This is a genomic window from Synechocystis sp. FACHB-908, from assembly GCF_014698595.1.
Classification (GTDB): domain Bacteria; phylum Cyanobacteriota; class Cyanobacteriia; order Cyanobacteriales; family Microcystaceae; genus Synechocystis.
In genome coordinates this window covers 61826-77115 of the sequence record NZ_JACJTH010000011.1, presented here as the reverse complement: position 1 = coordinate 77115, position 15290 = coordinate 61826, and the positions used below count along the sequence as shown (strand labels likewise).

At 49.3% G+C, this 15290-nt stretch carries 12 protein-coding genes; 6 read left to right on the top strand and 6 right to left on the bottom strand.

Features of this window, described 5'->3' with window-relative positions:
* Positions 1-39: 39 nt before the first annotated feature.
* Positions 40-303: a hypothetical protein gene (locus H6G46_RS03430; RefSeq protein WP_010873747.1), complete on the bottom strand. Its 264-nt coding sequence runs from the start codon at positions 301-303 to the stop codon at positions 40-42.
* 107 nt (positions 304-410) lie between these two features.
* Complete coding sequence (locus H6G46_RS03425) at positions 411-2420, bottom strand: elongation factor G (protein WP_010873748.1); 2010 nt, start codon at positions 2418-2420, stop codon at positions 411-413.
* 133 nt (positions 2421-2553) lie between these two features.
* Between H6G46_RS03425 and purM the strand changes: the two genes are divergently transcribed.
* Positions 2554-3579, top strand: a complete 1026-nt coding sequence (gene purM, locus H6G46_RS03420) for a phosphoribosylformylglycinamidine cyclo-ligase (protein ID WP_010873749.1) — start codon at positions 2554-2556, stop codon at positions 3577-3579.
* Here purM and H6G46_RS03415 read toward each other — a convergent pair.
* Positions 3576-4214: a class I SAM-dependent methyltransferase gene (locus tag H6G46_RS03415; RefSeq protein ID WP_010873750.1), complete on the bottom strand. Its 639-nt coding sequence runs from the start codon at positions 4212-4214 to the stop codon at positions 3576-3578. The genes purM and H6G46_RS03415 overlap by 4 nt on opposite strands.
* 112 nt (positions 4215-4326) lie before the next feature.
* Here H6G46_RS03415 and hemH point away from each other — a divergent pair, with 112 nt between their 5' ends.
* Positions 4327-5490: a ferrochelatase gene (hemH, locus tag H6G46_RS03410; RefSeq protein WP_010873751.1), complete on the top strand. Its 1164-nt coding sequence runs from the start codon at positions 4327-4329 to the stop codon at positions 5488-5490.
* A 71-nt stretch (positions 5491-5561) separates the two neighbouring features.
* Here hemH and H6G46_RS03405 read toward each other — a convergent pair whose 3' ends face one another.
* Complete coding sequence (locus tag H6G46_RS03405; protein ID WP_010873752.1) at positions 5562-7082, bottom strand: amidase; 1521 nt, start codon at positions 7080-7082, stop codon at positions 5562-5564.
* A 2-nt stretch (positions 7083-7084) separates the two neighbouring features.
* Positions 7085-8575, bottom strand: coding sequence for a hypothetical protein (locus tag H6G46_RS03400; RefSeq protein ID WP_010873753.1), 1491 nt, complete (start codon positions 8573-8575; stop codon positions 7085-7087).
* A gap of 266 nt (positions 8576-8841) precedes the next feature.
* On the opposite strand from H6G46_RS03400, the gene H6G46_RS03395 reads away from it, so the two are divergent.
* Positions 8842-9717: an META domain-containing protein gene (locus tag H6G46_RS03395; protein ID WP_010873754.1), complete on the top strand. Its 876-nt coding sequence runs from the start codon at positions 8842-8844 to the stop codon at positions 9715-9717.
* 429 nt (positions 9718-10146) lie between these two features.
* Positions 10147-11361, top strand: coding sequence for an EAL domain-containing protein (locus H6G46_RS03390; protein WP_010873755.1), 1215 nt, complete (start codon positions 10147-10149; stop codon positions 11359-11361).
* A 29-nt stretch (positions 11362-11390) separates the two neighbouring features.
* Here the strand turns inward: H6G46_RS03390 and H6G46_RS03385 are convergent, their stop codons facing one another.
* A complete protein-coding gene (locus H6G46_RS03385; RefSeq protein ID WP_041426045.1) occupies positions 11391-12629 on the bottom strand; it encodes a [cytidine(C)-cytidine(C)-adenosine (A)]-adding enzyme in 1239 nt (412 codons plus the stop codon).
* A gap of 108 nt (positions 12630-12737) precedes the next feature.
* On the opposite strand from H6G46_RS03385, the gene H6G46_RS03380 reads away from it, so the two are divergent.
* Together H6G46_RS03380 and H6G46_RS03375 are read left to right on the top strand one after the other, a co-directional pair.
* Positions 12738-12986: a Ycf34 family protein gene (locus tag H6G46_RS03380; RefSeq protein WP_010873757.1), complete on the top strand. Its 249-nt coding sequence runs from the start codon at positions 12738-12740 to the stop codon at positions 12984-12986.
* 118 nt (positions 12987-13104) lie between these two features.
* Positions 13105-15150 (top strand): NAD(P)H-quinone oxidoreductase subunit 5, encoded by a 2046-nt coding sequence (locus H6G46_RS03375; protein WP_010873758.1) that lies wholly within the window; start codon positions 13105-13107, stop codon positions 15148-15150.
* Positions 15151-15290 lie beyond the last annotated feature (140 nt).

The window sequence follows — 15290 nt, the reverse complement described above, 5'->3', positions numbered from 1 at the left end:
GTCCATTGGGTAACAGGGATTGCAGAGATTGACAAAATCCTATTGCTGGGGTGGATTTTCCCGCTCCATCTCAATGCGGAGGGGAGCATCAGGTTTTTCCGTTAATCCCAAGCTATTGAGAACCTGCACCACGCCAAAGGCCACCACTACCCCCAGCACCAGTCCTCCCACCACCAAAATGACAAACCAGTTGCGGGCTTTTTTCAGAGCCTCTTCCCGACGAGCTCCCGTGATGTCGTCGTATTCGTCAAAATTAGAGTTACCTTGATCGGAGCCACCACCATTGGGGGAAGGGAAAACCATAAAATTTTAGGGCGATCGCCAAAATAGCCCCTTAAGGTTATCCTGATTTTCCGCCTTGGCAAAGGCCAAAATTACCTAATCCCCCAAGCATCTCTTAAGGAAGACAATCAATCTGGACGTAAATTAGGCGCAAACTTATCCGGCACTTCCTGGAGATGGTCAGATTGCCAAGTAAAATTCCCCACCCCCAAGGTCAAAGAACGCAGTTCAATAATGAAGTTCTGCATTTCTGCTTGGGGTAAATGGGCAGCCACCTGGTCCCAACTTTTCCAGTCGGAACGGGCTTCGTAACCAAGAATTTGGCCCCGATGGCCGCTTACTAGTTGCAACACCCGAGAGGTAAATTCCGTTGGGGTGGTGACGTTAACGCTCAAAATTGGCTCCAACAACACCGGATTACATTGGGGCATTCCTTCCGTCATGGCTAGGCGGGCGGCCTGTTTAAAAGCCTGTTCAGAACTGTCAACATTATGGTAGGAACCGTCAGTTAAAGTAACGGCGATATCCACCACAGGGTAGCCAAGGGGGCCTTTAGCTAAATATTCTCGTACCCCCATTTCCACCCCAGGAATATATTGTTTGGGCACCACTCCCCCCACAATGGTTTCACTGAAGCTAAAGCCGTTACCCCGTTCCAGGGGTTTAATGGTAAGGTACACATCGCCAAATGCGCCATGGCCACCGGTTTGATGTTTGTAGCGGCCGTGAACTTCTGTGCCTTTACGAATGGTTTCTTTATAGGGAACTTGGGGTTGTTGGCTGACCATGGGCAGTTTATATTGCCTTTCCAATCTTTCCAGTGCCACTTTGAGATGAATCTCCCCTTGGCCCCAAAGGATTACTTCTTGGGTTTCGGTATTTTGCTCCCAAGTTAGGGAAGGGTCCTCCTCCACTAATTTTCCCAGGGCAGTGCTGAGTTTGACTTCATCTTTCCTCTGTTCCGGGGCGATCGCCAGACCATAGACCGGGGGCAAAGGCTCAACAAAGGGCAGGGGTTTGACATCAGCAGTAGAAAGGGTAGTCCCGGTGTTGATATTTTCTAACCGAGCTAGACCCACAATTTCCCCCACCGTGGCGGTTTGTACCGGTGTTTGCTGATTACCAAAAAGACGATAAATGCCCCCCAGCCTTTGACCATTTAGGGAGTCAGCTTCCCGTAAAGTTCCCTGCCAAATGCGAGCCAGGGATAATCGACCCTGGGGAGTGAAATAGGTTTTTAATACCTGGGCAATGACGGGGCCGGAACCATCGGTGCTCAAACTCCGGCGGGCCGCCGTCACACTGGGGTCCGGTGCTTCCTTAATCAACACATCCAGCAATGGTCGGACACCGAAATCCTGCTCCGCCGCCCCCAGCACCACCGGCACAATTAAATCTGCCCCCAATTCCTGTTTGAAATCCGCTTCGATTTCCGCCTGGGGCGGTTCCACTTCCTCCAACAATTCCTCCAACAGGCGATCGTCAAAGTCCGCCAACGCCTCCAACATTTCCTGGCGGGCCTGGTGTTCAGCCCCGGCTAATTCCGCTGGCAACGCAATGGGATCGGCGGCACTGCCAGTGTGGTATTGATAGGCTTGCTCCGTAATGAGGTCAATATAGCCCTGTAACTCCTCCCCTTTGTAAATGGGATACTGCTGGGGAATTAGGGGCCGGGAAGAAACACTTTTCAGGGCCTGTAAAACTTCCCCAAAGGGTTGTTTAGCCCGGTCCATTTTATTGATAAACACCAGATGGGGAATGGCCCAATCATCCAAAAATTTAAACAAAGGGGCGAGGGTCAAAACCCGACTCACATCCGCCTCACAAACGATGACCGCAGTACCGGCGCCGACCAACGCTCCATAGGTTTCCTGGGCAAACTCGATGGAACCTGGACAATCGAGGAAATTTAAGCGCAAATTTTCATAATCAATCCCTGCCACACTCACTTCCACACTCATTTGGCGGGCCTTGGCCTCAGGGCTGCTATCGCTCACTGTGTTGCCGTCTTTGATATTCCCCTTACGGCTGACACTGCCACTAACCCACAAAACACTTTCAAGCAGGGTGGTTTTACCACTGCCATAGGGGCCAACAATGGCCACGTTGCGGAGGGATTCATTGGTGGGGTTGTTCATAAAAAAATACCTGAAAGGCTCTTATTGCTGAGCCTAACCCAGAATTCCCGGCCTCAAACCTCTCCGCAATCTCTTGTAAAATTCGGGCAGGAGATTGTTAACTCTGGTTAAGTTTCAGTGGGTAAAAAACGACATGGATTATCGGCAAGCGGGCGTAGATGTGGAAGCAGGCAGGGAATTTGTCAGCCGCATTCGGCAACAGGTGGAAAGTACCTTTCGCCCAGAGGTTATGGGGGGCATTGGCGGTTTTGCCGGGCTGTTTGAGATTCCCGCTGGCTATAAAGCACCGGTGTTGGTTTCCGGCACAGACGGGGTGGGTACAAAACTGAAGATTGCCCAGGCCATGGACCAACACCACACCATTGGCATTGATTTGGTGGCTATGTGTGTAAATGATATTTTGACCACCGGAGCAGAACCCCTATATTTTCTCGATTATTTAGCCACGGGCAAGTTGGAACCGGCCCAATTGGCCGATGTGGTCACCGGCATTGTGGAAGGCTGTAAACAATCTGGCTGTGCTTTGTTGGGGGGGGAAACAGCGGAAATGCCTGGTTTTTACGGGGCAGGAGAATATGATGCGGCGGGCTTTGCGGTGGGCATTGTGGAAAAGTCCCAATTACTCAACGGCTCCCAGGTAAACATTGGCGATGTGGCGATCGCCGTGGAGAGTTCGGGGGTCCACAGTAATGGTTTTAGTCTGGTGCGGAAAATCATTGAAAGCAATGGCTGGCAATGGTCTGATTGTTTACCAGAGTGGGGAGGCCAGTCCTTAGGAGAAATCTTTTTAGAACCCACCAGGATCTACGTCAAACCTATCCAGGCGTTATTGAAGTCAGGCATTAACATCCACGGCATGGCCCACATTACCGGCGGCGGATTGCCAGAAAATCTCCCCCGCTGTTTGGGGCAGGGGCAATCCATCCAAGTCAAAGCTGGAAGTTGGCAACCCTTACCCGTATTTAACTGGTTAGCTGACAAAGGCCAAGTCAACTCCACTGCCATGCTGGAAACCTTTAATTTGGGGGTAGGTTTTGTGGTGCTTGTCTCTCCGGAGCAGAGGCAGACAACCCTAGATTTTTTCTCCGGGCAGGGGCTGGTGGCTAATCAGATTGGGACAGTAATCGAAGGCGATGGCGCTTTTGTTTGGCTAGATTAGTTAACAGTCTTATTTGCTCTGGCCTGGATTACCTGTAAACTGCCCCCCGCATAGAGATGCTTACGAACAACTGTGAAACCAGCTTGGTCCAGTAATGACCCTAAATCGGTGTTAATTAACTGCCAGGCGGTTTCCGTTTCAAACAGGCCCATAAAAATTGCCAAGGGCGGCCAAAATAGCCAATTACTGGGGCGATGTAAATCCACTAAGGCAAAAATTCCTCCTGGTTTGAGCACACGGTGTACGCCGCTGATAATGCTCTGTAGTTGTGCCGGAGTCATTTCGTGCAGGGCGACGCTGGTGTGCACTAGGTCGAATTCCCCTTCCCCAAAGGGTAAATCCTCGGCCAAACCCTGAACATAGGTCGCCTGGGGTACATTAATTTTCGCCCTGCCCAGGGCCTTGGGGGAAGCATCCAGCCCCACCACCGTGGCTCCAGATTGAGCTAGGTAAACAGTGGCTTGGCCACCCCCGCAACACAAATCCAGCACCTTCTGTCCCGGTGAAATTGCTAAATTCTCCAATGGCAATTGATGGAAACGCTCTTCTCCCCCCACATTCAAAGTCGCTAGGCGGGAAACTAGGGCGTAAACCCACGGATACTGATAACTCCAAGTGCGGAAAATAGTTGCCATAACCTAGAAAGAAATTGGGACGCCGTTTGTAGGTTGGGATTCTTTCCTTTTCGCCATCTATTGTTACACTTGGTAAAGAAACTGAAAAATCATTCTACTAAGCTTAACAATTATGGGTCGTGTTGGGGTCTTACTGCTAAATCTTGGCGGACCGGAGAAGTTAGAGGATGTACGCCCCTTCCTTTTTAACCTGTTTGCGGATCCGGAAATCATTCGTCTCCCTTTTCCTTGGTTGCAAAAACCCCTGGCATGGCTGATTTCTACCCTACGGGCGAAAAAATCCCAGGCCAACTACGCCGAAATCGGTGGTGGTTCCCCCCTGTTGCAGATTACCGAAGCCCAAGCCTCCGCCCTCACGACCCGTCTGGAACGCCTTGGCCAGGATGCAAAAGTGTACATTGGCATGCGCTACTGGCACCCCTTTACGGAGGAAGCCGTCGAAAAAATTAAAGGCGATCGCCTGCAACGGCTGGTGATTTTGCCTCTATATCCCCATTTTTCCATTAGCACTAGCGGCTCCAGTTTCCGGGTGTTGGAGGAAATGTGGCATAACGACCCCAGTTTGCGGCAATTGGACTATAGCCTGATCCCCTCTTGGTACGACCATCCGGGCTATCTCCAGGCCATGGCGGATTTGATTGCTCAAGAATTAAAGAAATTCCCCAATCCAGACCAAGCCCATATTTTCTTCAGTGCCCACGGTGTGCCCCAAAGCTATGTGGATGAAGCGGGAGACCCCTACCAGGCAGAAATTGAAGCCTGTACCCGTTTGATAATGCGGACTCTCGATCGTCCGAACCAATACACGTTGGCCTACCAAAGTCGGGTGGGGCCAGTGGAATGGCTCAAGCCCTACACGGAAGAAGCTCTGCAAAAACTGGGGGCGGAGGGCATTGACGATCTATTGGTGGTGCCCATTAGCTTTGTGTCAGAACATATTGAAACCCTCCAGGAAATTGACATCGAGTATCGGGAAATTGCCGAAGAAGCCGGCATTGATAATTTTCAGCGGGTACCGGCCCTAAACACCCATCCAGTTTTCATCGACGCCTTGGCCCAGATGGTGATGGATTCCCTCAACGATCCTCCCTGCACCTTTGAAACGGTGCCCCATCCCAAAAAGAACATGAAAATGTATCCCCAGGAAAGATGGGAATGGGGTTTGACTACGGCGGCGGAAGTATGGAATGGTCGCCTCGCCATGTTGGGTTTCATTGCCCTGTTGGTGGAGTTGATCAGCGGCCAGGGCCCGTTGCATTTTGTCGGCTTGCTTTAGAAAACTTTTGAAAGTCCCCAAACCCCCAATGATGGGGGAATTAGATTATTGCAACCGATCTTGACACTGCGTTAGGGCATAAATTGGAGCGGTAGTTGGCGGGGCTGGTTCCCTTGCAACTGTTGCTCCATTTGATGTGCCAACGCTAGGACTAAAGCATCGGCGGCGGGCTTACCAATAATTTGCACACTGAGGGGTAAACCCTGGTCATCAAATCCCACCGGAATGGCGATCGCCGGTAGGCCGGCCGCATTGGCGGGGGGGCAGGGGGCAATCCATTCAATAATTTTCTGCACCACGTCGGGGGGCGATAGATGGGTCCATTCCCCGATTTTTGGGGGCCGATGATTAAAAACGGGCAAAATTAGGGCGTCATACTGTTCCATAAAGCCGACAATTTGGCGGGAAATCACCTGCATATTCCTTACCCCCCGCAGATAGTCCCCCGCAGTGCCACTGGTTTCCCCTAACCACTGATTAACCGATTCCAACAGGGGTAAAGGAATGCCGGAAGCCCCCACCCCAGCTTTCCAAATTTGGGCAAAGGGTTCAATTAAACTAGTGACATCAAAACAGGCTTCCTCCAATTGATGCCCTAGATTTTCGCAAACGGCGATCACCTTGGCCACAGCCCCTTGAATCTCAGAAGAACTGCTAAAGGGAGGTAGGGAAAAAGCATAGGCCAGGCGCAGTTGCCCAGGGGTTTCCCCCGTGGTCTCCACAAAAGGGCGATCGGGGGACGGTAGCCAATAGGGATCCCCTGTGATGTAACCTTCCATGACGTCCAACAGAGCCGCCGCCTCCAACACAGTGCGACTGAGGGGACCATGGCAGGCAATGCCACTCTGGTAATCTCCCACTGGAGCCTGGGATACCCGGCCACGACTGGGTTTAAAGCCCACTAAGCTGCAACAAGCTGCTGGAGTTCTCACAGAGCCGCCACCGTCGGAGCCCTGGGCAATGGGCACCAAACCCGCCGCCACCGCCGCCGCACTGCCACCGCTAGATCCCCCCGCGTTATAGTCCAAATGCCAAGGATTGCGGGCCGGTAAAAATCCTGGGGGTTCGGTGTAGGGAAATGACCCCAGTTGGGAAGTGACGGTTTTACCCACGATGGTGAATCCCGCCGCTTTCATTTTGGCCACAACACCGTCATCGTAGGTGGCTAAATTTTCCTTCAGGGCTGACACCCCGTAGCTCACCGGCATGTCAGCAACGCAGTTTAAATCCTTCACCGCAATGGGTACGCCAAAAAATGGTGGCAAAGGTTCAGAATTACCCATTCCCGCTAAATATTTGGTTTTCTGCTTCGCATCGGCGATCGCCGACTCCCAGGCCACGTGGGCAAAACTGCCTACTGTTTGATCATATTTCCCCAGGCGATCGAGATAATACTGGGTGATTTCCAAAGGAGAAACCTGGCGAGTGCGGACTAATTGGGCTAAGTCGAGGGCGCTTAGTAAACAAAAATCAGTCATTTTAAAATTGGCAAATAATTGGCGGTTAGAAAAATTAGAAAAATTAAAAGGCAAAGGCTTTAAAACCTTAACGTAATCCGGCAGCACTGACTCCCTATCAGCCTGTCTCCGCATAATCAACTAACTGTATTACCCAAAATTCGTTCAATATCCGCTTCGGAAAGTTTTTGCAGATAATTAATTTTAAATTCTTCGAGGAAATCAATTAATAATTCTTCAATGTCTTCTAGGTGGTGTTGTTGATTCAATTCCACATTAAGTTCCATGGTCAGCTTAGTCAGTAAATTTTCCAGTAGTCGATCAAATTCCTTATCCTGTTCTAGAAAGCTCTGTAGAGTAGTCAGTATGCGCTCGTAGGATATTGCAATCATATTGGCCATTATTTCCCGCTGCATATTTTTTACTCCAGGCAAACTCTGTAACTGGGTGTAACCCTGAATTTGTCCTAGGGAAGACTGCATATTATATAGCATAAAATCTCGTACTTCTGGTTCTACTTCTGGCAATACTTTTTGCAATAAAACCTGGGAAACAATTCTAATGACTTCTACTAACTCATTGCGGTTATTAATATCAATATATTGGGTGGTTTTGGCTCGGTCTAAAAATTTTCGCAGGGCTCCTTCCCGCACTAATTGTTGCATTTGTTCCACCAGCCGCACCACAATTACCTCTGTCATATCTTCAGCAATGATGGCAACAAAACCCTGGGTAGCCTGCCCTTTAACTTTATTCAAATCCATTAATTTAGCTTTATCTAGCCGCACGGTGAGGGGAATAATGCGCAGCCAACGGAAAAATGGTAAAAACAAAAAGAAATCATACCAACGCCACAGCATGGCATCGACCCAACTGACCCCCCGGTAACGCAGGCTAATTAAACGGGTACGTCCCAGAAAGTCTATTAAGAAAATCAGGAAAAAGGGAAAATCAATTAAGGCAAAATTATCCACTGGCTGGCCATTTTCCCCAATTTCTCGGAAATAGTTAGTGGCAATCAGAGGTCTAATTTCTTGGTCAAAAAATACTAGCTGGTTAGTTAGTCCGTTTTTAAGCAGGTAATCCTTAGACCAAAAGGTTTCAAAGGATTCGGTGGCAGATGCATCGGTGGAACCAAAAACATGGAGCCGCATAAGATTTTTGATCCGCTCAAAAGTGCCGGTTTTATTGGCAATTTGGAAGGGATTTTCGATAATCATTTGGGCACTGTCTTGGCGTAATTCCGCGAGAATGTTATCAATTTCCTGCGCCTGTTGTACGTTGCCAGCCCCATCCAAGGCCTGTTCATCTAGTTTGCTATTTAATTCATCCACCAGTTCTAAATAGGCAGCGGTGGAACGGTAAGGTTCAATGCCTTTTACCCAATCGTAGTATGGGGTAATGTTGAAAGGAAAAATCCGCACGGGCCGCTTGGGAAATACCCGCTGGAAAGGGCCGACTTTAACTGAAAGCTGCACTGTCCCCTGTAACCAAAAATCCCGCAATGGGATATAGGTCAAATCAAACAAAACTAAACTGTAATTGGCAAGCAAAATTAGAGCCAATATACGCTCATACCAAAGAGGTACTGCTAGATGTTTTTTGGATCGGTCAAAGGGACGGGGCATAGTTGGAAATGGCAAAATGCTTGAATGATGGCCGCTAACCAGACTTTAAGGTTAGCCATGGAAAGCCTCCCTGGCAGAAGTTTTGGGAGATTAGCTCGGAGTGCTCACCATTGCAGGGAAAAATAAGGTTTCAGCAATAGCCTCTAATGGCAAAGGCAAAAACAATTGGGAAACTGTTCCGTCCCAATTCTAGGCAAGAAATTCCCAATGGTAAAATCATGGGGGTATAGATATCTTGTTTTTTAGCTAATTGCAATACTCCAACCATGCGCCTGAACTTTTCCCGGACTTTGTTTTTTGCCGCCATTATGGGTGGATTTGCGTTGGCTATGGGTAAGGCCCAGCCCTTTTTTCCTAGCAATTCTGTTCAAGCCATGGAAACTTCCAAGTCCCAATCCCTTCAAGGTACTACTTGGTATATTAGCGGTTGGCCTAGCGCCCCAGTGCCAGGCAGTGCTCCGATTACTTTGCAGTTCAAGGGCGCACCGCATAGCGGATCTCTGCGAGATCGCCTGACGGGAACAGCAGGTTGCAATACTTTTAATGGTGCCTATACCAGCGGTGATGGTAACTTGACCATTAACCAAGCTCTGGCCACAACCCGTAAAGCCTGTACCGCCGAGGTGATGGCCCAGGAACAAAGATTTTTACAACTTCTGCCCCAAGTAACGTCCTATAGCATCGGGAACGATGGGCAACTGACATTAACGTATCTAAAGGATGGGGAACAGGGTAGCATTAGTTTCATTCCCGCCAATCAGTACAGCGCTCTCCACAACAGTCAATGGGAACTGGTGACCATGGCCGGTGTGGAACCCATTGCTAACGAAAACTCCCGAGCCATACCACAACTTCAATTCCTTGGCGATCGCCTGACCGGGACAGGGGGCTGTAATCGGTTGATGGGACAATTCACCATTGATGGGGACAATTTGACGGTGGATGAACGCATGGCTTCCACCATGATGGCCTGCTCCGAACCTTTAATGGCCCAGGAACAGCAATTTATTCAAGCCTTAGTTAATGCCCAGAAGTATGAAATTTTGACTAGCGGAGAATTGGTGATCGACTATCTCATGGGAGAGAAAACTGAACAGTTAGTCTTTTTGCCTTTAACCGAGGAAGATTCAGCCCCAAGATAATAATTCCCAACGAAGGCAAGCTATAGACAAAGCATGGGACAGAGGGGAAAAGCTCTCCTCCGGTTCACCGCCGTTGGGGAATGGAGGCGTCAATCCATGTGGAACGCGAACCACACTGACCAGACTAGAATTCCAACAAAGAGAACTGTTCCCAACACAAAGGCGGCATTATGGAGGCTGTTGGTGTCGATGAGCGTCATACAATCAAGGAGGTGTTAGGGTTTAGGGCCTTTGGCGCCGATTAAATCCGTTAACCTTCAACCATGGGGGCAAAGCAACAAGCCCTCCAAGTTTAGCCCCTGTTTGCCCAGGAATATTAACTTGGCAGAGGAACAGTCACAATTTTTGACAATTGCACCGTCAGAAGGAGTTAATTTAGCTTGATTGCTGATTAATCCCACCATTTCATCGCAAAATCCCATCACCGCCATGAATCCCTCCAATGCCCAACTTACCGCTCGTCGTTACCGAGCCGGTGATCCCATTTTCAGTGAAGGAGATCAAGGTAATTTTGCCTATATTATCGAGGAAGGGCAGGTGGAAATCTGGACAGAACTCAATGGCGATCGCCGGGTGCTGAATGTGCTCCAACCGGGCAGTTTATTTGGGGAATTGGCCCTGGTGGATGCCAAACCTCGTTCCGCTTCCGCTTCCGCCCTCACGGATTGCATTCTTTCCCTGGTTACTCCCGATCAAGTTAACCAACGCATCGACACGGCCGACCCGATTTTGCGCCTACTATTGTTGGTGGTAATCGGCCATTTTCGTTCTGAAAGCAATAATTTTCGTGGCACCACTGAGCCAGCTTTGGTCCTAGATGCGGCCCTAACTAAAACTAAACTTTCCCTCAAAGAACGCATCACCGATGCAGTGGACATGATCCGTTTAGAGGGGGAAATGAAAGAGGCGATCGCCAAAGAGCAATTCCATTTGGTGTACCAGCCCATTGTCTTCATGGACGACCTCCGCATCGAAGGATTTGAAGCTCTAATCCGTTGGCAAAGTCCTAAGCGGGGCTTTGTCCGCCCTGATCGTTTTATCGAAGTGGCGGAGGCAACAGACCTAATCATTCCCATCGGTCAATGGGTAATTGAACAAGGATTAAAAGATTTAAAAACTTTCCAGACAAAATTTAACCCCCATTTGTTGATGAGTTTTAATATTGTTGGTCGGCAAACCAACAGTGAAGATTTTGTTCCCTGGCTACTAGAAAAAGTAGACCACTATGGGTTAACCCCCGATAAGGTAAAACTGGAAATCATCGAGCGTACCCTTTTTAGCGGTGAAAGTTCCGCCCCCTGGATTGAAAACTGTCGTTCCCAAGGCTTTGCGTTAGTGTTGGACGATTTTGGTACGGGTTATTCTAGCTTGCAATATCTGAATGAGTACAAAATTGACCGGGTAAAAATTGATAAATCCTTTGTGGATGGCTTGGGCACCAATCAAAACAGTGAAAGTATTTGCTCTGCCATTTTGCAACTCTCCCACGCCCTGGGCATGACAGTGGTGGCGGAAGGCATTGAAACCCAAGCACAATTGGAGATTTTGCAATCCCTCGGTTGTGACTATGGTCAAGGTTATCTATTTTCTCGACCTCTACGCTTTGACCAAGTAATGGTCTTGGATCAAGATGCTTTCCGTTAGGGGAAAATATCCTTCAAATTTGCCCCGGTTCAAGATTTTCCCAGTTCTTGAGCATAGGCTAAAGCTTCCTGCTCATTACTAATTTTTCCTTCGATGTGGGCAATGTTGATTTCCGTTAGCAGTTGGCCGATCAAAGGACTAGGTTTAATGTGCAACTTGTCGATTAAATCCTTGCCGGTAATTAAGGGTTGGGGATGGGCTAGGCGATCGCCCGAATTCAGATAATGAGTCAACAGTTCAAAGATAAAACTGTGGTAATTATGGGGACAGTGGGCCAGGGCATAGAGGACAAAATGGGGTAGATATTTACCCAACTCGACAAAGAAAAAGTACAGTTGTCGCACCGTGGGGCTATTTTCTAAACAACTTAACTGGGGATAGCCCTGCAAAATTGCCTGCACAGAGCGCAGTTCGTGGCGGGAATATTTCAACCGTTGTAATTCCCCTTCGGCGATTTTCACGTCGGCACAGACTAGGCTGGCCAACTTAGCAATGGCAATGCCCTTTTTCCCCAATGCTTGAAAAAATTGTTGACGTTCCACCAGGGTTAACTGGTTTTTGATGGCGGCGATCGCCAAATCGATGCAACCAATGGCATTGAGGGAACTGAGGTTAGCATGGGAGAACCAGTGAGCTAATATACCATCTTGCCAAGCGGCCAAAAGCCACTGACTACCCCGGGGGCTGCCCAGCAAATAGTTAAATTCCGCTTGCACCCGTTCTGCGGCCACCGTTTTAATGCGGGGAGCTAATTCCCGTAAAACTGTTCTTGTGTCAGGATCGAGGGTGAATTGTAGCTGGGCCGCCTGACGGTAAGCCCGTAGTAGCCGCAAAGGATCATCAGCCAGGTTTACGGCCGCCACCATTTTCAGTTGACCCCGTTGCAAATCCCCCACCCCCGCCATGGGGTCAATTAATTTGTTTTGCTGGAAGTTATAGGCGATGGCGTTAACGGTGAAATCCCGCCGGGCCAGATCCTGTTCCAAGCTCATGCCCTCCTGTTGGGCAAAATCCACTGTGCCATGGGCAAATACCACCCTGGCAATGTGTCGAGCCTTATCCAACACCACAAATCCCGCCCGGTATCGACTGGCGATCGCCGAAGCCGTTTCAATGGCTCCACTAGGCACGACAAAATCCCAATCCAAATATTCCCGTCGTCTCCCCAAAAGGGCATCCCGCACTGCACCACCGACCAAACAGGCTTGGGGAGGAAGTAGAGCCAGATCAAAGGGAACCTGTTGACGTAAATCAGCCAGGTGGCTCACAGGACAAAGCATAATCAATAACCGTTACCCCAGCACAGTTTGCAGTTTAGGCACAATCTCTAAGTCTAAGCTAGAGTAGCGAAAAATAGGCAAAAATTGAGGTTTACCATGTGTATTTGTGTGAACTGCCATTACGTGGACCGCTGTATCACCTACCATGCAGTGGAACATCAACATCAACAACCCCATTTGAGCGATCGCCCGGATTTTGATCCGGTCAACCCTTCTATCAACGTAAATATTCGTACCCCCGACCATGGCATCGAAATGGAATGGGATGTGGTGGGTTGCGACAGTTTTTTACAAGAAATGGGCAAATGGAGCCGTTTACGCCCCAATGAATTAGTCCCCACCTAGCTTTTTTTGGCCAAAACTAGTTTCCCCTGACAGCGAAACGCGGCAAAAATAACGCTCCGTGCAACAATGAACGCGGTATCAATAACATATAGGCAACTTCGTTAACCAAGGTTTCAAGATGGAATTACTCTATCAATTAGCCTGGCTAATTCCCGTCCTGCCCCTATTTGGCGCAACGGTAGTTGGCATTGGCCTCATTTCTTTCAATCAAGCAACCAATAAACTACGGCAAATCAACGCTGTTTTCATCATTTCCTGTTTGGGGGCTGCATTGGTAATGTCTGGGGCTTTGCTCTGGGATCAAATCCAAGGCCATGCCAGCTATGCCCAAATGATCGAATGGGCATCGGCGGGGAGTTTCCATTTGGAAATGGGTTATGTGATCGATCACCTCAGTGCTTTGATGCTGGTGATTGTAACCTCCGTGGCCCTGTTGGTGATGATCTACACCGATGGCTACATGGCCCACGATCCGGGTTATGTGCGTTTCTATGCCTATCTCAGTCTTTTTGCTTCCTCCATGCTGGGGTTGGTAATTAGCCCCAATTTGGTGCAGGTTTATATCTTTTGGGAATTGGTGGGGATGTGTTCCTACCTGCTGATCGGTTTTTGGTATGACCGTAAAGCCGCTGCCGATGCTTGCCAAAAGGCCTTTGTCACCAACCGGGTGGGGGATTTTGGCTTATTACTAGGTATCCTTGGCCTTTATTGGGCCACTGGCAGTTTTGATTTCGGGACCATTGGGGAACGCCTGGAGGGTTTAGTATCCTCCGGAGTCCTCAGCGGGGCGATCGCCGCCATTCTGGCCATTTTGGTTTTCCTTGGTCCTGTGGCCAAATCGGCCCAATTTCCCCTCCATGTCTGGCTACCGGACGCCATGGAAGGTCCCACCCCCATTTCTGCTTTGATCCATGCAGCTACCATGGTGGCGGCGGGGGTATTCCTGGTCGCCCGGATGTATCCGGTGTTTGAACCGATTCCAGTGGTGATGAATACCATTGCCTTCACCGGTTGCTTCACTGCCTTTTTGGGGGCCACCATTGCTTTAACCCAAAATGACATTAAAAAAGGTTTGGCTTACTCCACCATTTCCCAGTTGGGCTATATGGTGATGGCCATGGGCATTGGGGCCTATTCCGCTGGGCTATTTCACCTGATGACCCACGCCTATTTCAAAGCCATGCTGTTCCTCTGTTCCGGCTCCGTGATCCACGGTATGGAAGGGGTGGTGGGCCACGACCCAATCCTGGCCCAAGATATGCGCATTATGGGCGGATTGCGGAAATATATGCCCATCACGGCCACCTGTTTCCTGATTGGAACTTTAGCTATTTGCGGTATTCCCCCCTTTGCGGGCTTCTGGTCTAAGGACGAAATTCTCGGCCTCGCTTTTCAGGCCAATCCCCTACTCTGGTTTGTGGGTTGGGCCACCGCCGGTATGACTGCTTTTTACATGTTCCGGATGTATTTCATGACCTTTGAAGGGGGTTTTCGGGGCAATGACCAGGAAGCGAAAGACGGGGTTTTACAGTTCTACGGTTTACTGCCCAACTTTGGCCCAGGAGCCATGAACGTGAAGGAATTGGACCATGAAGCCGGGCACGACGACCATGGCCACAGCAGTGAACCCCATGAATCCCCTTTGACCATGACGTTTCCCCTCATGGCCCTAGCCGTGCCTTCGGTGTTAATTGGTCTGTTGGGACGGCCCTGGGCCAACCAGTTTGAAGCGTTTATCCATGCGCCGGGGGAAGTGGTGGAACACGCCGCTGAATTTGAATGGGGCGAGTTTTACGTCATGGCTGGAAATTCCATCGGCATTGCTTTAATTGGCATTACCGTGGCTTCCTTAATGTATTGGCAACACAAATTTGACCCCAAAGTGTTGGCAGAAAAGTTTCCATCCTTGTACCAACTGTCCTTGAACAAATGGTACTTTGACGACCTTTACGACAAGCTGTTTGTCCAGGGTTCCCGTCGAGTGGCCCGTCAGATTATGGAAGTGGACTACAAGGTCATTGACGGAGCGGTCAACCTCACTGGTTTAGTCACCCTAGTCAGTGGGGAAGGTTTGAAATATCTAGAAAATGGCCGGGCCCAATTCTACGCCCTCATTGTGTTTGGGGCGGTGTTAGGCTTTGTAATTGTTTTTAGCCTCACCTAGGTTGGGAGAACTAGTTAATTGGCATAGTTAATTAGCATTGTCTCCCCCCAAAAAGGGGCTAAGCTTTCCAGCCAAACCCGGTAAATATTTTTTTTATGACCATTTGGTTACTCTGCCAGATGGTTTTTTATTGTTTCAAA